The following is a 19,840-nucleotide window of genomic DNA, read 5'->3' as shown; positions in this document are numbered from 1 at the left end:
AGCGAAAAACCGCGCGAGCCTCGTCAAGAGGCCGCGCGGTTTTGTTTTGAGCGGGTGGTTTTCTGCGGCGTGGAGGTGGGCGCGGGCGTGCTGCGGCGAGTCGGCTGGCTCTTCGCGGTCGGGCGCGCGCGCGCCTTCGACGTCGTCATTGCGGCCGGGCCCGTGCGGGTTGGCAATCGGTTGGCCGTGGCGCGACCGCGTTTCGGTGCGGCGCCGTTCAGGGCGGCCGTATCGACCGCGACGGCGTCCGTTGCCGTTACGTCTCGCTTCGGCGCGCGCTTGCGCGATGCGCGGGCCGGCACGGTCTTTTGTCCGCCATCGTCACCGGCGTCGTCTGCGACTGCTACCACCACCGGCAATACCGATTCGAACGTCCTGATGCCCGCAGCCAGCTCGCGCTTCTGCGCTGCCGTCAGCTGCTTGACCCGATATTCGGCGCGCAACGCGCTCGACCGGTCCGCGACCGGGAACGACGCGAGCACCGCGCGCGGCTTGCGCGAGCGCGTGTAGCGCGCGCCCTTGCCGGCCGCGTGCTCGTTGAAACGCGCGGCCACATCGGTCGTGATGCCGGTGTAGACGCTGCCGTCGGCGCATTCGATCAGATACAGGAACCAGGGCATGACAGGGTGGCGGAACGCGAAGCCGCCAGTGTCTCAGAAAGCGCGCGCACCGCGCGCTAGTCCGCTTCCCGCTTGAACGGATTGTGATCGCGCAGTTCGTCGACATACGCATGGATGTGGTCCGTCTCGCGTTCGAGAAAGCGCGACACCGCATCCGAGAACGCCGGATGCGCGAGCCAGTGCGCGGAATGCGTGACGGTCGGCAGGAAGCCGCGTGCAAGCTTGTGCTCGCCTTGCGCGCCGCCTTCGAACGTATCGAGCCCGGCCTCGATGCAGAACTCGAGCAGCTGATAGTACGCAGTCTCGAAATGCAGGCACGGCACGTGCTCGACCGCGCCCCAGTAGCGGCCGTACAGCGTGCCGCCGCCGCGCGCGTCTCGCTGGTAGACGGCGAGCGCGCTCGCGATCGGCTTGCCGTCGGCTTCGGCGATCACGAGCAGCAAGTTCTCCGGCATTGTCTGGCCGATCGTGCGGAAGAACTCGAGGTTCAGGTACGGGCTCGAATAGTGGTCGCGGTAGGTCTGCCGGTAGCAGCGCGAGAAGAAGCGCCAGTCCGCATCGCCGATCGCGTCGCCGGCGATGCGCCGGAACGTCACGCCCGCGTCGCGCACCTTGCGCCGTTCCGCACGGATGTTCTTGCGCTTCTTCTGCTCGAGCGTGTCGAGGAAGTCGTCGAAGTGGCGATAGCCGTCGTTGACCCAGTGGAACTGCACGCCCTCGCGCAGCATCATCCCCATCGAGTCGAACAGCTGCGCTTCGTCTTCGGTCGGGAACAGCACATGCAGCGACGACACGTCGCTTTGCTCGGCGAGCGCGAGCAGCGTGGCCGCGAGGCGGCGGCGCGCATCGTCGTCGGCCGCGAGCACGCGGGTGCCCTGCACGGGCGTGAACGGCACCGCGCACAGCAGCTTCGGGTAATACGGCACGCCATTGCGCTGGTAGGCGTCCGCCCACGCCCAGTCGAACACGTATTCGCCGTACGAATGGCTCTTCAGGTAGACGGGCGCGGCGGCCGCGAGCCGGCCCGTGCGCTCGTCGGTCAGCGTGACGAAGCGCGGCGACCAGCCGGTCTCTTCTACCGCGCATCGCGCAACATGCAGCGCGTCGAGGAATTCGTGGCGCAGGAACGGCGTCGGGCGCGCGTCGCGTCCGAGCAGCGCATTCCATTCGTCGGCCGACACTTCGGCCGGGGACGTCAGAATGCCCGTGCGATAATCGATGCGTTCGTGTTTCAACCGTGTGAGTCCGTTCCGTTGGATGCCGCCGGCCGCGCGCCGCCTGCCGCGGCACGCCCCCGGAGCAATTTCATCAGCCGTTCACCGCGCGCCGCCGGGCAGCGCCGATCCCGTCATGAAGACCCGTATCGCTCTCGCTCAAATCAACGTCACCGTCGGCGATTTCGCCGGCAACGTCGCGCGTATCGTCGCGGCCGCGCGTGCCGCGCACAACGATGGTGCGCAGCTGATGATCGCTCCCGAACTCGCGCTGTCAGGCTATCCGCCCGAAGACCTGCTGCTGCGGCCCGCGTTCTACGCGGCTTCGGCGGCCGCGCTCGACACGCTTGCAGCCGAGCTGAAGGCATTCGACCGGCTCGCGGTGCTGGTCGGCCATCCGCTGCGTTCGGCCGGCGAAGGTGCGGGCGGCGAAGGCAATACCGGCGACGCGGGTTCGTCAGGCGTCGATGGTAATGCAAACCGTCCGATCGAGCGCGGCGTGCCGCCGTCGGATACCTACAACGCGGTGTCGCTGATCGTCGGCGGAGAGATCGTCGGCACCTACCGCAAGCAGGACCTGCCGAACGCCGAGGTGTTCGACGAGAAGCGCTATTTCGCGACCGACGCCGAGCCGCTCGTGTTCGAGCTGAATGGCGTGAAGTACGGCGTGATGATCTGCGAAGACGCGTGGCATGCGTCGGCCGCGCAGATCGCGAAGGCGGCCGGCGCGCAGGTGCTGCTGATCCCGAACGGCTCCCCGTATCACATGAACAAGGAAGCGGTGCGGATGGACATCCTGCGCGCGCGCATCCGCGAGACGGGGCTGCCGATGGTGTACGTGAACCTCGTCGGCGCGCAGGACGAGCTGGTGTTCGACGGCGGCTCGTTCGTGCTCGATGCGGCGGGCGAGCTGGTCGCGAAGATGCCGCAGTTCGACGAAGGTCATGCGATCGTCGAGTTCGACGGCGCGCGGCCGCTCGCCGCGGCGATTGCGCCCGAGCTGCCGCTCGAGGCGCAGGTGTACCGCGCGCTCGTGATGGGCGTGCGCGACTACATCGGCAAGAACGGCTTCCCCGGCGCGATCATCGGGTTGTCGGGCGGCGTCGATTCCGCGCTGGTGCTTGCGATCGCATGCGACGCGCTCGGCGCGGACCGCGTGCGCGCGGTGATGATGCCGTCGCGCTTCACCGCCGACATCTCGACGACCGACGCGGCCGACATGGCGCGCCGCGTCGGCGTGCGCTACGACGAGATCGCGATCGCGCCGATGTTCGACGCGTTCCGCGCGTCGCTCGCGGGCGAATTCGCGGGGCGCGCGGAGGATGCGACCGAGGAGAACATCCAGGCGCGCATCCGCGGCACGCTGCTGATGGCGCTGTCGAACAAGTTCGGCTCGATCGTGCTGACGACCGGCAACAAGAGCGAGATGGCGGTCGGCTACTGCACGCTGTACGGCGACATGGCGGGCGGCTTCGCGGTGATCAAGGACATCGCGAAGACGCTCGTCTACCGGCTCTGCCATTACCGCAACGCGGCCGCCGAATACGGCACGCGCGACATCATTCCGGAGCGGATCCTGACGCGTGCGCCGTCCGCGGAGCTGCGCGAGAACCAGACCGACCAGGACAGCCTGCCGCCATACGACGTGCTCGATGCGATCATGCGGATGTACATGGAGGAAGACCGCCCGCTCGCCGAGATCGTCGCGGCCGGCTATGCCGAGGCCGACGTGCAGCGCGTCACCCGCCTCATCAAGATCAACGAATACAAGCGGCGCCAGGCGCCGATCGGGATCCGCGTCACGCATCGCGCGTTCGGCCGCGACTGGCGCTACCCGATCACGTCGCGCTTTACCGAAAGCCTCGATTGAGCCGCGCGCGGCGTAGAATCGGGGCCACGTCTTTTCATCCAAACGAGCATCGAGGGACAACCATCATGAAACGCATCACCGCCATCATCAAGCCGTTCAAGCTGGACGAAGTCCGCGAAGCGCTCGCCGAGGTCGGCCTGACGGGCCTGACCGTGACCGAGGTGAAGGGCTTCGGCCGCCAGAAAGGGCACACCGAGCTGTATCGCGGTGCCGAATACGTCGTCGATTTCCTGCCGAAGATGAAGATCGAGGTGGTCGTCGCGGAAGCGCAGGTCGATCAGGTGATCGACGCGGTGATCGGCGCCGCGCGCACGGGCAAGATCGGCGACGGCAAGATCTTCGTGTCGGACGTCGAGCGCGTGATCCGCATCCGCACCGGCGAGGAGAACGAAGCGGCCGTGTAAGTGGCTGTCTAAGTGGTCGTGTAAGCGGCTGACTGAGCGGCTGACTGAGCGGCCCGCGCGCCGGGATCGCATCCGGCGCGATCAAGCAGGCCGGCGCGTGGACGTGCCGGCTTTGGCTCGCCGGCACGTCCACGCGAGGATGTCGACATCCGCCGCCAATAAAAAACGGTGCGATACCCTGTCGGGTACCGCACCGATACGCGCCTCTCGCAGCAGCGTGGAAAACTTGTCGAATTGATTCTGTGAGCCGAACGCGGATCAGAACAGGTGCTGGATGCCCGCGTAGACGCCCGTCTGGCTGCCGCCCTGTTTCGGGTTGCCCGTCGACACGTCGGTGCCGGCGCCGTTCGCGTTCAGGCCGAAGTTCGCGGTCTTGCTGTTGCGGACCGTTGCGACCTGGAAGTCGAGCAGCGTGCGCTTCGACAGGTTGTACGTGCCGCCGAGCGTGTAGATGTTCGCGTTGCCGCCGCCGTGGTTCGCGTTCACGTGGTAGACCGCCGCGATCAGCGCAGCCGCCGGCGTCGCTTGCCACGTCACGCCGCCCCAGACCTGCTGCGTCGACGTGATGCCGTTGTTGACTGCCGGGCCTGCGTCCGCGTGCGACGTCTGGTAAGCCGCCTGCAGCTTGAACGGACCGAGGAACACGTTCGCGCCCGCGAAGTATTCACGCGAGTAGTTGAACACGTCGTCGAGCTTGCCGTTCGCCGGGTTGCGCGCTTCGTCGTAGATGCCGCGCAGCTGGAACAGCGATGTCGTGTAGGTCAGCTGGCCGCCGACGCTGCGGCCCTGGCCGGTCGTGCCGTTGCCGTTCCAGTTCGTCGCGTTCGACAGCGCATATTGGCCATAGAAGTCGAAGCCGTACAGCTTCGGCGACTGGTACGAAATGTTGTTGCTCGTCTTGTTCCAGTTGCGGCCGCGCACCAGCGACGCGCTCGACCACGCCGTTTGTCCGAGCGGGTCGAAGTCCCACACGCCGTTCGCGATCGCGAGTTCGCGACCGAGCAGCAGCGTACCGTACGTATCGTTCGCAATACCGACCGTCGCCCAGCGATTCCACAGGCTGCCGCCGCCCGGGCCCGCGCCGCTCATCGTGTCGAAGCTGCCTTCCAACTGGAAGACCACCTTGTTGCCGGCGCCGATGTCCTCGGCGCCCTTCAGGCCCCACAGGCTCGTGCCCCAGTCACCGCTTTCCGCGCGCCAGCGGGAGCCGTTCTGCATCCCGTTCAAGTACTCGATGCCGGCGTCCAGGCGGCCGTACAGCGTGACGCTGCTTTGCGCGTGAGCGGCGACTCCAGCAGCCATCAACGCTGCGGCGACCAAAGCTTTCTTCATCATCTCCTCCATACCCTGTCAAAAAGTCAACCCAGAACTGCACGAGATGCCCGAAGCACGGGCACCGGACAAAAGCGGGATAACCAGGGAGACCTCGCGCAAAGGCGGTGGACTTGGCGCGCAGGCAAGCGGACGGGGTTGCCGTTGAGCGGGCCCGCGGAGCCGGGTCGGCCTGCGGGGTCTCCTTGTTGTGTTATGAAACAAAACTACATTTCATGAACTTCATTTTGCTACTTTGGTTACTAATTTAGCAAAAATACAATTTTGTGGCGATGGAAATCGTTGTTTGACTAACACGTGTCGCCAAATTGCCATGCAACACGGCGCGCAACAGCGCGCAGCGGCCCCGCGGACTGCCGTGAAAGCCTTGTCCGGCAAGGGAGACACGGTTTGCGGGAAGTTGCGTCAAGGATTGCCACTATTGACGCTGGGGAAAGCGTGGCGTAAAGGGCGGTGCGCTGGTTTTGGTAAGCATTTCGTAATAATTGGCGCGCGACCCGATGCCATGCCTGCGAGTGCGCCGACGTTGGCGCGGACGCCCGACACAGCCAGCCGGCGCCGGCGCCGCCCGCCTACGCGAGATCGTCCGGCCTTGCTTCAAGCAGTTGCGCGCGAATCCAGCGGTGCGCATCGGTGCGTGCATGCTTCGCATGCGAGTAGACCTTCAGCGTGTAGCGCGGGATCTCGAACGGCGCTGGAAAGACGCGGATGGGCGCCGCGCGGTGCAGCACCTGCGCTGCGCGGTTCGGCAAGGTCATCAGGAGTGCTGACTCCGCGATGATGAACGGTGCGGCGAGCACGGTCGGCAGCAGCACGGCGACCTGCCGCGCGAGGCCGAGCCGGTCGAGCACGTAGTCGACGACGCCGCGCGTCTCGTTCCATGGCGTGACGACCACGTGGCGCGCCGCGAGGTATTGCTCGAGCGTCACGCGGCGGCGGATCTGCGGATGATCGGCGCTTGCGATCACGACGTAGTCGTCCGAGAACCAGTCGAAATCCTCGATGCCCGGCGTGTCGGCCGCGAATTCCTCGTGGTAGCCGAGCGCGAAATCGATGCGACCGGCCGCGAGCTCGTCGGTCGAGATCTTGCGGTCCGAGTGCACGACCCGGATCCGCAGCTGCGGCGCGACGTGCTGGATCCGCGCGATGAACGCCGGCAGCACCGCGAACGCCGTGTAGTCGGTCGCCGCGAACACGAAGGTGCGCTCGCTGTGCGCCGGGTCGAAGCGGCGGGCGCGCGCGAGCCCCTTCGACATCGCGTCGAGCGCGTCGCCGGCCCATGCCGCGATGTCGCCGGCGCGCACGGTCGGCTGCATCTCGTTGCCGAGCCGCACGAACAGCGCGTCGCCGATCGCCGTGCGCAGCCGCGCGAGCGCGTGGCTCAGCGCGGACGGGCTCATCGCCAGTTCGTGCGCGGCCGCCGCGACCGAACGGTGACGGTACAGCGCGTCGAACACGAGCAGCAGGTTCAGGTCGAGGCGGCGAAGTTCGGGATGCATCATGTTCATGTAGGGTTGAATAAACTGCACTTCCTGCAGTAGTACGATGAACGTAGCATGACGTCTTCATCGGCGCCAGCGCGCTAGCGCGGCGCCGCCGTTTGCTTCATGCCGGCCGGGGAGGGCCTATACCGTGAATATCGACATTCGTTCTGCCACTGTCGCCGACGTGCCGCTGATCCTGCGTTTCATTACCGAGCTGGCGGTCTACGAGAAGGCCGAGAGCGAGGTGGTCGCGACCGTCGCGTCGCTCGAGCGCAGCCTGTTCGGCGAAGCGTCGCCGGCGCGCGCGCTGGTCTGCGAGGTCGACGGCGAGCCGGCAGGCTTCGCGCTGTACTTCTTTTCGTATTCGACGTGGCTCGGCCGGCAGGGGCTGTATCTCGAGGACCTGTACGTGTCGCCGCGCTTTCGCGGCGCAGGGGCCGGCCTGCGCCTGCTGAAGGCGCTCGCGCGGATCGCGGTCGATGCGGGCTGCGGGCGCTTCGAGTGGAGCGTGCTCGACTGGAACGAACCGGCGATCCGCTTCTACGAGAGCGTCGGCGCGGCGCCGCAAAGCGAGTGGGTGCGCTACAGGCTCGCGGGCGATGCGCTGCGCGCATTCGCCGATGCGGCGCCGGTGGACGCCACGCCGTCCGACCGTGCGTAGAAGGCCAATAAGCGCCAATGAGCGCCAGTAAGCACCCGTAGGCACCATAAAACGCGAAACAGCACAAACAAGTGCGCGTAAACGCAACCGGGCGCCGCGCGGCGAACCGCGAGGCGCCCGGCGGCGCGGCGGGATCGGGCGTCCCGGCTTACTTGAGGCTGCCCGACAGGAACTGGCGCAGGCGCTCGCTCTTCGGGTTCGCGAAGACTTCGGCCGGCACGCCTTCTTCCTCGACGCGGCCCTGGTGCAGGAACATCACGTGGTTCGACACGTTGCACGCGAAGCCCATTTCGTGCGTGACGACGATCATCGTGCGGCCCTCCTCGGCGAGCTTCTGCATCACCTTCAGCACTTCGCCGACGAGCTCCGGATCGAGCGCGGAAGTCGGCTCGTCGAACAGCATCACATCCGGATGCATCGCGAGCGCCCGCGCGATCGCGACGCGCTGCTGCTGGCCGCCCGACAGGTGCGACGGATACTGCTTCTCGACCCGCGGCGGCAAGCCGACCTTTTCCAGATACTCGCGCGCACGCTCCTCGGCTTCGCGCTTGCCGAGCTTCAGCACGTTGACGGGCGCTTCGATCACGTTCTCGAGCACGTTCATGTGCGACCACAGGTTGAAGTGCTGGAACACCATCGAGAGCTTCGTGCGCACGCGCTGCAGCTGCTTCGGCTCGGCGGCGCGCAGCGCGCCCGTCTTGTCGGGGGTCGTGCGCACTTCCTCGCCGTCGACGACGATGCGGCCTGCGTTCGGCTGCTCGAGGAAGTTGATGCAGCGGAGCATCGTGCTCTTGCCGGAGCCGGACGAGCCGATCACGCTGATCACGTCGCCCGCGTTCGCCTTCAGCGACACGCCCTTGAGCACTTCGTTGCTGCCGTACCGCTTGTGGAGGTTGTCGACGAAGAGCTTTTGAGTCTGGGAATTCATCAATAATCCTGCGGAAACTTACTTGCCCTGCGGGCGCAGATACGCGAGCCAGCGGCGCTCGGCCTGGCGGAACAGCCACACGAGCGTGAACGAGATCACGAGATAGAGTAGCGCGGCGATGCCGAACGCGTGGAACGACATATAGGTCGCCGAGTTGACGTCGCGGGCGATCTTCAGGATGTCCGGCACGGTCGCGGTGAACGCGACCGTCGTCGCGTGCAGCATCAGGATCACTTCGTTGCTGTACAGCGGCAGCGCGCGACGCAGCGCCGACGGCAGGATCACGCGGCGGTACATCGTGAACGTCGACATCCCGTACGCGCGCGCGGCCTCGATCTCGCCATAGGCGGTCGCCTTGATCGCGCCCGCGAAGATCTCGGTCGTGTACGCGCAGGTGTTCAGCGTGAACGCGAGCAGCGTGCAGTTCATCCCTTCACGGAAGAACGCGTCGAGCATCGGCGTGCCGCGCACGGCCTGCAGGCTGTAGAGGCCCGTGTAGCAGAGCAGCAGCTGCACGTAGAGCGGCGTGCCGCGGAACACGTACGTGTAGAGCCATACTGCGCTCGACAGCCACTTCTTCTTCGACACGCGCGCGACCGCGAGCGGCACCGACAGGCAGAAGCCGAGCCCGATCGACACGACGAGCAGCCACAGCGTGATCGCGACCCCGGTGGTCCGGTAGCCGTCGGTGAAGAGATAGTTGCGCCAGTATTCTTGGATGAGGTCGATCATAGGTCTGCCTTGCGGACGCCGGTCGAATAGCGCTTTTCAAGCCACATCAGCACGAAGTTCGAAATCGTCGTGATGGCCAGGTAGATCGCCCCCGCGATCAGCGTGAAGAAGAAGAACCGCAGCGTGCCCTTGCCGGCGTCCTGCGACGCCTTCACGACGTCGGCGAGGCCGATGATCGACACGAGCGCGGTGGACTTCACGAGCACCTGCCAGTTGTTGCCGATGCCCGGCAGTGCAAAGCGCATCATCTGCGGGAACATGACGCGCGTGAACACCTGCCAGTTCGTCATCCCGTACGCGCTGCCGGCCTCGAGCTGGCCGCGCGGCACCGACAGGAACGCGCCGCGGAACGTCTCGGTGAAGTACGCACCGTAGATGAAGCCGAGCACGAGCACGCCGGCGAGGAACGGATCGATGTCGATCTGGTCCCAGCCCGCGAGGTCGGTGAGCTGGTTCAGCCAGATCTGCAGGCTGTAGAACAGCAGCAGCATCAGCACGAGGTCCGGCACGCCACGTATCAGCGTCGTGTAGACGGTGCCGACACCGCTCGTGAAGCGGTTGCGGGACAGCTTCGCAGCCGCGCCGAGGAGGCCGAGCAGGAACGACAGCGCGAGCGAGAGCACCGCCAGTTTGACGGTTTGCCAGGTGCCGGCGAAGATCAGCGGGCCGTAGCCTTGAAGAAACATATGTGGTCCCTGGTGTGGTCCCTGACGGCGCACCGGGTGCGCCGAGAAAGACGCATCCCGCATGCTGCGCGGAACGCCCCGTGCGTATCATGACCGTCCGCCCCGGCGGGGGGCGCCGGGCCCGCCTGCCGCGGGGGCGGCGGGCGAGGGTGCGGGCGGCGCGTGGTTTGACTGCTGGTTTGACTGCGTTTGCTGCACGGACGCGAGGCGAGCCCCGCATCCGGATCTCAGCGGGCCGAGTAGACGCTGAACGCGAAATACTTGTGCGACAGCCGGTCGTACGTGCCGTCCTTGTGCATGTCGGCCAGTGCCTTGTTGATCTTGAGCTTCAGGTCGGTATCCTCCTTGCGCAGGCCGATCGCGGTGCCGTCGCCGATCGTCTTCGGATCCTTCACTTCCGGCCCCGCAAACGCGAAGCCCTTGCCGCGCGGCGTGCGCAGGAAGCCATAGTCGGCCTGCAACTCGTCCTGCAGCGCCGCGTCGAGGCGGCCCGAGCCGAGATCGGCGTAGACCTGGTCCTGGTTCTGGTACGGAATGATCGTCACGCCCTGCGGCTCCCAGTACGCCTTCGCGTAGGTTTCCTGCGTCGAACCCTGCTCGACGCCGACGTGCTTGCCCTTCAGCGACGCGACGGTCGGCACGAGCGGCGAGCCGGTCTTCGCGATCATCCGCGCCGGTGCGTCGTATACCTTGTCGGAGAAGTCGATCTGTTCGCGGCGCTTGTCCGTCACGGTCAGTGACGACACGATCACGTCGTATTTCTTCGCTTTCAGCGCCGGGATGATCCCGTCGAGGTCCTGCGCCACCCACACGCATTTGGCGTCGATTCGCTTGCAGATTTCCTTGGTGAGATCGACGTCGAAACCGACGATCTCGCCGCTCGGCGCGGTCGACTCGAACGGCGGGTAGCTGGCGTCGACGCCGATCCGCACGGTCTTCCACTCCTTCGCGAAGGCGCTGCCCGCCACGAGGGCGAGGGCGGCGCACAGGGCGGCCTTCTTCATTTCCATCCTTTTGTTTCTGACTTGCCGGGGCGGCACGCGCGGCCTCGAGGGCCGGGCGCCACGCCGTATTCTAGATAGCCAAAATTCGTCGTTCGGCGTCCGGGCGGCGGCAACCGCCGGATAGGCGGGCGCCAAAAGCGCGGTATTTTACCCGAACGCGATCCCCGGAAAGTGCATTGGCGCGCTTGTCCGCACATCCGTTGGTGCCGGACGACGGCAACCGGCCGGGATCGTTCTGGCCGTTGCGGCAATCGCTTCGGTTGTAACGAAATCGGCGGGAATTGGGTTCATGGGTGCAACGATCCGGTATCTGCTGCCGATCGAGCGGGTCGGATCGAGAGGGTCTGATCGAGCGGGGCTGATCAACGGCGGCGAAGTGGTGGCGAAGCGGCGGGGTGGAATCGGTCGCGTTCACGCGCGGCCGCGATGCAGAGGTGCTGCTGTTCGATCTCGCCTGAACGGGCGAGGGCGCGTGCGCGGACGCGGGCTGCTCGCCCACGTCCGCATGGCCGCAGCACGGGACGCGTACGGCGGCCGGCCGGCTTACTGCGCCGGCGCCGACGCGGCCTTGCCCGCCTGGCGGTGCTGCTCCCAGCGCTCCTTCATCTTTTCGTGGCGCTGCTCCATCCGCGCGAACTGCTGCTTGATCGCGGTGCTGACCGTCGTCTTCTGCTGGTCGTTCAGGCCGTTGTAGAACGCGAGCCACGCGGCGGTGCTCTGCTCGCGCAGCTGCGCGTTCTGCTGCTCGGCCTGCTGGTGCGCCGCATGCAGCGCGTTCAGGTCGAGGATCGGCTGGTTCTGCTGCGCCTTGAACTGTTCGCGCATTTGCTCGTGGCTCTTGCGCATCGCGTCGCGGTTCTGCTTCATCGTGTTGACCGCGGTCTGCCACTGCTGCTCCTGCGCGGCCGTGAGCTTCAACTGGTCGTGCACGCGCAGGATCGCGCCGAACGGGCCGCCGCCGTGCTCGTGCATCTGGTGCATGCCCGGGCCGCCCGGCGGCGGCGCGTCGGCCGGGGGCGCGGCATGCGCGGTGCCGAACGCGAGAGCGAGCACGGTGGCGGCCGCAATGGCCACTCGGGACGTCTTCTTATACATTTCAGAAACTCCTGTATCCAAATGGTCCGGCGATGCGGCGGCGGGGAAGCCGGGCGTCGCATCCGGTAAGACGCAGGTTAGCGGCGCGAGTCCCGGCCGGTGTTACGTGAGCCGGCGGCGGAATTACCGTGCATTACAGTTCGCTTGCGCGGTAACCCGCAGTAACCCTTTCGTCCCTTTGTATCGTTTTTTGCGGCCGCCCTCGCGCGGTAAACTTCGAGCCATGACTACCCAGATCCTCATCGTCGACGACGACCAAGAACTCCGCGACCTGCTGCGCGACTACCTCGTGCGCCAGGGGATGGAGGTATCCGTACTGCACGATGCTGCGACGCTCGAGAAGCGCCTCGAGCGCGAGCGTCCCGACCTGATCGTGCTGGACCTGATGATGCCGGGCGTGGACGGCCTCACCGCGCTGCGCCAGCTGCGCGCGGCCGGCGACGACATCCCGGTGATCATGCTCACCGCGCGTGCCGACGACGTCGACCGCATCGTCGGGCTCGAGCTCGGCGCGGACGACTACCTCGGCAAGCCGTTCAACCCGCGCGAGCTGCTCGCGCGCGTGCAGGCGGTGCTGCGCCGCCGTCGCGCGACGCCATCGGCCGCGGCGCCCGAGCAGCGCGAGCCGTACGCATTCGGCCGCTTCGTGCTCGACTTCCAGGGGCGCACGCTGTCGGTCGACGGCAAGCCGGCGACGCTGTCGAGCAGCGAGTTCGCGCTCCTGAAGATCTTCGTCAACCACGCGCTGCGCACGCTGACGCGCGAGCGGCTGCTCGAGCTGCTGCACGGGCCCGAATACGACGGCACCGACCGCGGCATCGACGTGCAGGTGTGGCGCCTGCGCCGCATCCTGGAAACGGATCCGTCGACGCCGCGCTTCATTCAGACGGTTCGCGGGCGCGGCTACGTGTTCGTGCCCGACGGCGAGGCCCATGCGCAAACCCATTGATTCGCTGTTCGGCCGGCTGTCGCTGCTCGTCATCGGCGTTCTGCTGCTGTCGCACTTCGCGTGGTATTTCGCGATTCGGCTCGAGCGCAACCACATGCAGACGCGCTACGCGGTCGAGGAAGCCGCGTTTCTCGTCGATGCGGTGCGTCAGCACGTCGCCCGCACGCCGGACCAGCCGCTGCCGTCGCGCGTGCGGCTCGTCCCGCCGGACAGCCCCGATGTCCCGCACCAGGACGGCAATCTGCCGCCGTCCCTGAAGCGTTTCCGCGACGACGTGAGCGACCGGATGCCGGCCGGCACGCGCGTCGTGGTCGGCGCGCCGGGCCATCCGCCGGTGCTGTGGGTCAAGGAGCCGACCGACGCGAACTGGATCGTCATCCCCGTGCAGCCGCTGCGGCCGCCGCGCTCGCTGGACCGGATGCTGCTGTGGCTGGGCACGATTTTCTCGGCCGGCGTGATCGCCGCGCTGTTCGCGGCCTGGCAGCTGCAGCAGCCGCTGCGTTCGCTTGCGCGCGCGGTCGCGCGCTTCGGCCGCGGCCAGCCGGTGCCGCCGCTGCGCGAGCACGGGCCGCGCGAGCTGCGCCAGCTCACGCACGGTTTCAACCAGATGGTGGAGCAGGTGTCGCGCGCCGAAAACGACCGCGCGGTGATGCTGGCTGGCGTCGCGCACGACCTGCGTACGCCGCTGGCAAGGATGCGCCTGCGAGCCGAGATGATGGACGATGCGCGGCTGCGTGACGGCGTCGTGCGCGACGTCGATTCGATGTCGCACATCGTCGACCAGTTCCTCGTATTCGCGCACGGCGGCCACGACCGCAGCGACCCGGTGCCGGTCGACCAGGCCTGCGAGCGGATCGCGCGCACGTATCGCGCGGTGGCGCCGAACGCGCCGACCGTCGAGACCCGGCTCGCAGCGGATCCGGGCTTCCTGCTGCCGACCGCGACGCTCGACCGGATCCTGTCGAACCTGCTCGACAACGCGCACGCATACGGTGCGCCGCCCGTGGTCGTCGAAACCACGCGCACCGCGACCGGCTATGTGCTGGCGGTCAGCGACCACGGCGGCGGCATCGCGCCGCGCGATCTCGCGGCCGCGACGCGGCCGTTCGTCCGGCTCGACCCTGCGCGCGGCGGTAACGGGCACAGCGGCCTCGGGCTCGCGATCGTCGAGCGGCTGGTGCTGCGGCTGGGCGGGACGTGCGAGATCGGCAACCGGCCCCAGGGGGGGCTGCGCGTCGCGATGACGTTCCCGTTCGACGTGGTGCCGAAGGACGAGACGCACGCGCAGGCCGCGTGAGCGGCATGCATGGCGCCCGCGCGGCCGCGCGGGGCGCCACGCCGCGTCATTCGCCGAACAGCGAGCCGAGCGTCTCGGCTGCGTTGCTGTCGATCGTGTTGTAGGTCACGCTCGTGGCCTCGAAGATGTAGACGGTCGTGTACCGGCCGAGACGCTCGAGGATCTCTTCCTGCAGCGTTTCCGGCACGATGTTCATGTTGAGGTACCACGACGTCGACGACAGCCGCGTCTGGAACGAACCGTATTCCTGCATCAGCTCGTAGAACGCATCGGCATCCTGATCGCGGCAGACGATCACCAAGTTTCCTGCCATTCCCTTCCTCCCGCTCGTCGAACGATCCCCGTAGGGGCTAGCCCTGATCATACCTGCTTCACCGTGTCCCGCTGCTGACGCCGCACACGGTTTCGTGCCGCGCGCCGCGAGCGGGTTCACGATCGGGCCGGATCACGGCATAATTCGGGCCAGCGCGTCGGCCGGGAGACTGCGGGCCGGCTCGATCGTGAACCCGCCCGCTGCGCCGATCTGTCCGCCGCCCGCCCGTTCCGGGCCCGATTCGTCCGCGGTTGTGGCCGGGATCCACCGTTTCGCCCCGGAAGGTTGTGCCTGAAATAGAGGTTGTAGTAGTGTCGTGCCGTTCGCGGGACGACTCGGCCGGGATCCGCGCGCGGTGGCGCTGTCAGCACGCGTCGCGCATTGCGTCCGCCTTACATCGCGTGTCAACACGAATTACCGCGCCCGTGCGCTTTGCCATGATTCAACATCGTCTGCCGGTCAATTACTTCGATTCGATTGGCCTTACCGGGGAGAGCGCCTGATGGATATCGGATTCGATCCGAACCGGATCGCCAATGCGTCCGCATGGCGCGTCCTGCCGAACCGGTGGGATTTCATTGCCTTTCCGCTGATCATCTGCCTGATCGCGATGGCGGTCGTCGGTTTCCACGAAACGATGGCGCCGATCGCGACCCTCAATACGCAGAAGATTTCGCTCGACCCGTCGAACCTGCCCGAATACGCACTGCGCACGACGCTGCGGATGCTCGCCGCGATGGTCGCGTCGCTCGCGTTCACGCTCGTGTACGGCACGCTCGCCGCGAAGAGCCGCCGGGCCGGCATGGTGCTCGTGCCGATCCTTGACATCCTGCAGTCGGTGCCGGTGCTCGGCTACATCTCGTTTACGGTCACGTTCTTCCTCGCGCTGTTCCCGAGCCGCGTGCTAGGCGCCGAACTCGCCGCGATCTTCGCGATCTTCACGAGCCAGGCGTGGAACATGACGTTCAGCTTCTACCAGTCGCTGCGCACGGTGCCGCGCGATCTCGACGAAGTGTCGCGCGGCTTTCATCTGACCGGGTGGCAGCGCTTCTGGAAGCTCGAAGTGCCGTTCTCGATGCCGGGCCTGATCTGGAACATGATGATGTCGATGTCGGGCGGCTGGTTCTTCGTCGTCGCATCGGAGGCGATCACGGTCGGCAACCACACGATCACGCTGCCGGGCATCGGCGCGTATCTCGCGCAGGCGATCGGCGACAAGAACCTCGGCGCGATCGGCTGGGTGATCCTGGCGATGACGGTCGTGATCCTCGCGTATGACCAGCTGCTGTTCCGCCCGCTCGTCGCGTGGGCCGACAAGTTCCGGATGGAAACCACGAGTTCCGGCAACGCGCCCGAGTCGTGGCTGCTCGACCTCGTGCGCCGCACGCGGCTGATTCACAAGCTGCTCGTGCCGGCCGGCTGGTTCTTCGCGAAGGCCGCGCGCATTCCGTTCCGGCTGCCGCTGTCCGGCGCCGTGCGCTTCACGCTGCCGCGCGCCGAGAAGAAGGCGTCGCTCGCCGTCGACATCGTGTGGGCGATCCTCGTGCTGCTCGGCACGGCGTTCGTGGTCTGGCGCGTCGTCAGCTTCGTGGCGACCGGCGTGACGATGGCCGACGTCGGCCACGTCTTCACGCTGGGGCTCATCACGCTGCTGCGCGTGATACTGCTGATCGCGATCGCGTCGGTGATCTGGGTGCCGATCGGCGTGTGGATCGGGCTGCGCCCGGCGCTCGCCGAAAAGATGCAGCCGCTCGCGCAGTTCCTGGCCGCGTTCCCGGCGAACCTGCTGTTTCCGGCGTTCGTGATCGTGATCGCACACTTCCACCTGAACGCCGATATCTGGCTGTCGCCGCTGATCGTGCTCGGCACGCAGTGGTATATCCTGTTCAACGTGATTGCCGGCGCGACCTCCTATCCGAACGACTACCGCGAGGCGGCGACGAACTTCCGCATCCGCGGCTGGCAGTGGTGGCGCCAGGCGATCCTGCCGGGCATCTTCCCGTATTACGTGACGGGCGCGATCACCGCGTCGGGCGGCGCGTGGAACGCGAGCATCGTGTCGGAAGCGGTGCAGTGGGGCAGCACCAAGATCGAGGCGCACGGCCTCGGCGCGTATATCGCGCAGACGACGGCCGCCGGCGATTTCCCGAAGATCATTTTGGGCATCACCGTGATGTCCCTGTTCGTGACCCTGTTCAACCGCGTGCTGTGGCGTCCACTGTATGCCTATGCCGAGTCGAAGCTGCGACTTGACTGAAACTGATTGAGAGCGAAACGCGATGCAAAATCCGAATGCTGTAAACGCCCCCGTTCAGACGCAGCCGGCGCCCCCGAAGCTCGGTGACGAGATCCTGCGCGTTGACGACGTCAGCCGCGGCTTCAACAAGAACCAGGGCGAGCTGCTCGTGCTCGACGGCGCGAACCTGTCGCTGCGCGAAGGCGAGATCGTCGGGCTGCTCGGCCGCTCGGGCTCGGGCAAGTCGACGCTGTTGCGCATCATCGCCGGCCTGATCGAGCCGACCGGCGGCGAGGTGAGCTACCTCGGCAAGCCGCTGCGCGGCCCGGCCGAAGGCGTCGCGATGGTGTTCCAGACCTTCGCGCTGTTCCCGTGGCTCACCGTGCTGCAGAACGTGGAAGCGGGCCTCGAGGCGCTCGGCGTCGATGCGCGCGAGCGGCGCGAGCGCGCCCTTGCGGCGATCGACCTGATCGGTCTTGACGGTTTCGAGAACGCGTATCCGCGCGAGCTGTCGGGCGGCATGCGCCAGCGTGTGGGCTTTGCGCGCGCGCTCGTCGTCGATCCGACGATCCTGCTGATGGACGAGCCGTTCTCGGCGCTCGACGTGCTGACGGCCGAGACGCTGCGTACCGACCTGCTCGATCTGTGGACGCAGGGCCGCATGCCGATCAAATCGGTGCTGATCGTCACGCACAACATCGAGGAAGCGGTGTTCATGTGCGACCGGATCCTCGTGCTGTCGTCGAACCCGGGCCGCGTGATCGCGGAGATCAAGGTGCCGTTCAAGCATCCGCGCAATCGTCTCGACCCGGCGTTCCGCAAGCTCGTCGACGACATCTACGCGAAGATGACCGCGCGCCAGATCGGCGAGGCGACGAAGAAGGGGCTCGAGCTCGGCAGCTGGCTGCCGCAAGTGTCGACCAACCTGATGGCCGGTCTGATCGAAACGCTCGCGATGGCGCCGTACCACGGCCGTGCGGACATGCCGGAAATCGCGCGCACGCTGCACCTGGAGGTCGACGACCTGTTCCCGATCGCCGAAGTGCTGCAGTACCTCGGCTTCGCTGACGTGCGCGAAGGCGACGTGTTCCTGACGCCGCCGGGGCGCGTGTTCGCGGAGTTCGGCACGCAGGAACGCAAGCTGATGTTCGCGGATCACCTGCTGAAGCATGTGCCGCTCGCCGCGCGGATCAAGAAGGTGCTGAACGAGCGGCCGGGCCATCGCGCGCCGCGCGTGCGCTTCGAGCAGGAGCTCGAGGACTTCCTGTCCGACGCCGCGGCCGAGGAGACGCTCGACGCGGTGATCGACTGGGGCCGCTACGGCGAGATTTTCTCGTACAACGACCAGACCGAGATCTTCAGTCTCGAGGACGTCGAGTCCTGAGCGACGGGCCGGGCCGCCTGGCCCGGCAGCGACTTGCGTGCGGCGTACCCCGGGGGGCGCCGCGACGCGTTACTGCAGGTTGCCCCAGCGGTCGACCGCCGGATCGGCCGACGCCCACTTCCAGTGCGGCCCTTGCTGGCACGCGCTCGCGAAATACCAGCTGGCCTTTGCGCCATCCTTCACCGAAAACGCGAATTCCTTGCACAGTGCGAGTGGCGTCGAATAGGCGCGCGTGACGCGCACCTCGCCTTCGCCGTTCTCGTGCGGAATCGTGTTCTTCACCTTCCACGGCTTCGCTTCGCCGACCGCAAGGCCGCCGACCGCCTGTGCGATCGCGTCCTGCTGGTTCTGATGAAGCTGCTTCATCGTGCGGTTCACGGCCTCGTCGGTCGCCGCCTGCACGGCGATGCCGACCCCGACGCCGACCGCCGGGTTCGCGGTCACGAGGCCCGTCGCCGCGCCCGCGAGTGCGCCGCTCGCCGCGCCGACCGAGCCGCAGCCGGAGAGCGCGACGCTGGCCGCGCCGAGTGTGCTGAGTGCGGCGCCGAGCCACGCGAGACGGTGCGCGACGCTCATTGCAGCGCGCCCCAGCGCTCGGTCGCCGGCTCGGCCGACGCCCATTTCCACACCGGGCCGTCGCGGCAGATCGTGGCGACGTAGAACGCCGATTGCGCGGCCGCATCGGGTTTCGCCGGCGTATCGACGGAGAACACGATCTCCTTGCAGTCGAGCGGCCCGATGCTGATCATCCGGCTGACCGTCACGCGGCCGCGCTCGTCGTCCTCGATCGGAAACGAGTGGTTCGTCGACCACGGCGCGACGCCGCCGACGTCGAGCGGCCCGGCCGCCGTCGCGATCTGCTGCTGCGTATAGCGGTGCGCGACGCGCTGCGAGTACTGGACACCCGCGCGGGCGCCTGCGACCGCGCCGAGGCCGATGCCCGTCGCGACCGCCGCATTGTTGGTGACCTTGGAGGCAATCGCGGCGCCGGCGATGCCGGCGCCGGCCGTCGCGCCTTCGCTGTACAGAGAGTTGCAGCCGGACAGCAGCGCGGCCGTGGCGGCTGCCGCCAGCACGATGCGCGTCGGCATGGCCCGGCGCGGCGATTCGAAACGAATGTTCATCCCTGAGTTGAGTCCTGTCTGGGTGAGCGGCGACGCAGGCGCGCGCTCACGTGCCGTGCCATTGTTTCGCAATTGTCATAGGAAAACTGCAAAGCTTTGACAAATCGCCGGCCGGCGGGCCTCGCGCACGCGCGCGGCGCTATTGTCTGGCAGATGATTGGCGAGGGGTCGAAACGTTACAAATTGAAGGTAATTGTTACTTTTGGCGCACCACGAACGCACCTAGACTTTTTTGATATGGAATGTTTCAACGACGGCCACGTGCCGCTCCCCACATGAGACACCCAGCCATGCGTCGTTCGAAACGGCCTGCGCAGCAGCCGCCCGACACGGGCGCCGGCCGTCCGCGGCCGCGCACGGATGCGCCATCCGCACCGCCAGCCGGCGCGCCCGCCACGCCGCCGTCCGATGGCGACCACAACCAGGGCGGAGCCCGCCCGGAAGGACTCGAGTATCAACGCGACGTCGGCCTGGAACAGGACGCGTGACGTCGTCTTCGCGGCATTC

At 67.0% G+C, this 19,840-nt stretch carries 20 protein-coding genes; 8 read left to right on the top strand and 12 right to left on the bottom strand.

Annotated features, from left to right (window positions below; genetic code table 11):
• Positions 1-23: 23 nt before the first annotated feature.
• Both DID96_RS02595 and DID96_RS02590 read right to left on the bottom strand, forming a co-directional pair.
• Positions 24-620 (bottom strand): GIY-YIG nuclease family protein, encoded by a 597-nt coding sequence (locus tag DID96_RS02595; protein WP_124597699.1) that lies wholly within the window; start codon positions 618-620, stop codon positions 24-26.
• Positions 621-676: 56 nt separating this feature from the next.
• Positions 677-1,855 carry a GNAT family N-acetyltransferase gene (locus DID96_RS02590; RefSeq protein WP_124597698.1) on the bottom strand — a complete coding sequence of 393 codons (1,179 nt, stop codon included), beginning with the start codon at positions 1,853-1,855 and terminating at the stop codon, positions 677-679.
• Positions 1,856-1,970: 115 nt separating this feature from the next.
• Here DID96_RS02590 and DID96_RS02585 point away from each other — a divergent pair, with 115 nt between their 5' ends.
• Together DID96_RS02585 and DID96_RS02580 are read left to right on the top strand one after the other, a co-directional pair.
• A complete protein-coding gene (locus DID96_RS02585) occupies positions 1,971-3,704 on the top strand; it encodes an NAD+ synthase (protein WP_124597697.1) in 1,734 nt (577 codons plus the stop codon).
• A 65-nt stretch (positions 3,705-3,769) separates the two neighbouring features.
• Complete coding sequence (locus DID96_RS02580; RefSeq protein WP_006398637.1) at positions 3,770-4,108, top strand: P-II family nitrogen regulator; 339 nt, start codon at positions 3,770-3,772, stop codon at positions 4,106-4,108.
• Positions 4,109-4,366: 258 nt separating this feature from the next.
• Here DID96_RS02580 and DID96_RS02575 read toward each other — a convergent pair whose 3' ends face one another.
• Positions 4,367-5,440: a porin gene (locus tag DID96_RS02575; protein WP_185732156.1), complete on the bottom strand. Its 1,074-nt coding sequence runs from the start codon at positions 5,438-5,440 to the stop codon at positions 4,367-4,369.
• A 572-nt stretch (positions 5,441-6,012) separates the two neighbouring features.
• Positions 6,013-6,942 carry a LysR family transcriptional regulator gene (locus DID96_RS02570; RefSeq protein ID WP_124597842.1) on the bottom strand — a complete coding sequence of 310 codons (930 nt, stop codon included), beginning with the start codon at positions 6,940-6,942 and terminating at the stop codon, positions 6,013-6,015.
• Between the two features lie 130 nt (positions 6,943-7,072).
• Between DID96_RS02570 and DID96_RS02565 the strand changes: the two genes are divergently transcribed.
• Positions 7,073-7,585: a GNAT family N-acetyltransferase gene (locus tag DID96_RS02565; protein ID WP_124597695.1), complete on the top strand. Its 513-nt coding sequence runs from the start codon at positions 7,073-7,075 to the stop codon at positions 7,583-7,585.
• 148 nt (positions 7,586-7,733) lie between these two features.
• Here the strand turns inward: DID96_RS02565 and DID96_RS02560 are convergent, their stop codons facing one another.
• The 5 genes from DID96_RS02560 to DID96_RS02540 form a co-directional block, all read right to left on the bottom strand.
• Positions 7,734-8,513: an ABC transporter ATP-binding protein gene (locus DID96_RS02560; RefSeq protein ID WP_124597694.1), complete on the bottom strand. Its 780-nt coding sequence runs from the start codon at positions 8,511-8,513 to the stop codon at positions 7,734-7,736.
• 18 nt (positions 8,514-8,531) lie between these two features.
• Positions 8,532-9,245 (bottom strand): ABC transporter permease, encoded by a 714-nt coding sequence (locus DID96_RS02555; protein ID WP_124597693.1) that lies wholly within the window; start codon positions 9,243-9,245, stop codon positions 8,532-8,534.
• Positions 9,242-9,931, bottom strand: a complete 690-nt coding sequence (locus DID96_RS02550) for an ABC transporter permease (RefSeq protein ID WP_124597692.1) — start codon at positions 9,929-9,931, stop codon at positions 9,242-9,244. The genes DID96_RS02555 and DID96_RS02550 overlap by 4 nt, the downstream gene beginning before the upstream one ends.
• A 227-nt stretch (positions 9,932-10,158) precedes the next feature.
• Complete coding sequence (locus DID96_RS02545) at positions 10,159-10,935, bottom strand: ABC transporter substrate-binding protein (RefSeq protein ID WP_148094497.1); 777 nt, start codon at positions 10,933-10,935, stop codon at positions 10,159-10,161.
• A gap of 543 nt (positions 10,936-11,478) precedes the next feature.
• Positions 11,479-12,030, bottom strand: coding sequence for a periplasmic heavy metal sensor (locus tag DID96_RS02540; protein ID WP_124597690.1), 552 nt, complete (start codon positions 12,028-12,030; stop codon positions 11,479-11,481).
• 223 nt (positions 12,031-12,253) lie between these two features.
• On the opposite strand from DID96_RS02540, the gene DID96_RS02535 reads away from it, so the two are divergent.
• Together DID96_RS02535 and DID96_RS02530 are read left to right on the top strand one after the other, a co-directional pair.
• Positions 12,254-12,979: a response regulator gene (locus DID96_RS02535; protein ID WP_124597689.1), complete on the top strand. Its 726-nt coding sequence runs from the start codon at positions 12,254-12,256 to the stop codon at positions 12,977-12,979.
• Complete coding sequence (locus DID96_RS02530; protein WP_124597688.1) at positions 12,963-14,276, top strand: ATP-binding protein; 1,314 nt, start codon at positions 12,963-12,965, stop codon at positions 14,274-14,276. Before DID96_RS02535 ends, DID96_RS02530 begins: the two co-directional genes overlap by 17 nt.
• A gap of 46 nt (positions 14,277-14,322) precedes the next feature.
• Here DID96_RS02530 and DID96_RS02525 read toward each other — a convergent pair whose 3' ends face one another.
• A complete protein-coding gene (locus tag DID96_RS02525; RefSeq protein WP_124597687.1) occupies positions 14,323-14,589 on the bottom strand; it encodes a hypothetical protein in 267 nt (88 codons plus the stop codon).
• A 502-nt stretch (positions 14,590-15,091) separates the two neighbouring features.
• Between DID96_RS02525 and DID96_RS02520 the strand changes: the two genes are divergently transcribed.
• On the top strand, positions 15,092-16,846 hold the full coding sequence (locus DID96_RS02520) for an ABC transporter permease subunit (protein WP_124597686.1): 1,755 nt from the start codon (positions 15,092-15,094) through the stop codon (positions 16,844-16,846).
• Between the two features lie 22 nt (positions 16,847-16,868).
• On the top strand, positions 16,869-18,209 hold the full coding sequence (locus tag DID96_RS02515; RefSeq protein ID WP_124597685.1) for an AAA-associated domain-containing protein: 1,341 nt from the start codon (positions 16,869-16,871) through the stop codon (positions 18,207-18,209).
• 69 nt (positions 18,210-18,278) lie between these two features.
• Here DID96_RS02515 and DID96_RS02510 read toward each other — a convergent pair whose 3' ends face one another.
• Both DID96_RS02510 and DID96_RS02505 read right to left on the bottom strand, forming a co-directional pair.
• Positions 18,279-18,785, bottom strand: a complete 507-nt coding sequence (locus tag DID96_RS02510; RefSeq protein WP_124597684.1) for a hypothetical protein — start codon at positions 18,783-18,785, stop codon at positions 18,279-18,281.
• The gene (locus tag DID96_RS02505; RefSeq protein ID WP_124597683.1) at positions 18,782-19,333 is read right to left on the bottom strand and encodes a hypothetical protein; all 552 of its coding nucleotides are present in this window, start codon (positions 19,331-19,333) and stop codon (positions 18,782-18,784) included. The genes DID96_RS02510 and DID96_RS02505 overlap by 4 nt, the downstream gene beginning before the upstream one ends.
• 290 nt (positions 19,334-19,623) lie before the next feature.
• On the opposite strand from DID96_RS02505, the gene DID96_RS02500 reads away from it, so the two are divergent.
• Positions 19,624-19,821, top strand: a complete 198-nt coding sequence (locus tag DID96_RS02500) for a hypothetical protein (RefSeq protein ID WP_124597682.1) — start codon at positions 19,624-19,626, stop codon at positions 19,819-19,821.
• Positions 19,822-19,840: the final 19 nt, after the last annotated feature.

The organism is Burkholderia sp. Bp8963 (genome assembly GCF_003854275.1).
GTDB lineage: Bacteria > Pseudomonadota > Gammaproteobacteria > Burkholderiales > Burkholderiaceae > Burkholderia.
Note: the sequence above shows the minus strand (reverse complement) of the source record. Positions and strands in the feature narration are given on the sequence as shown.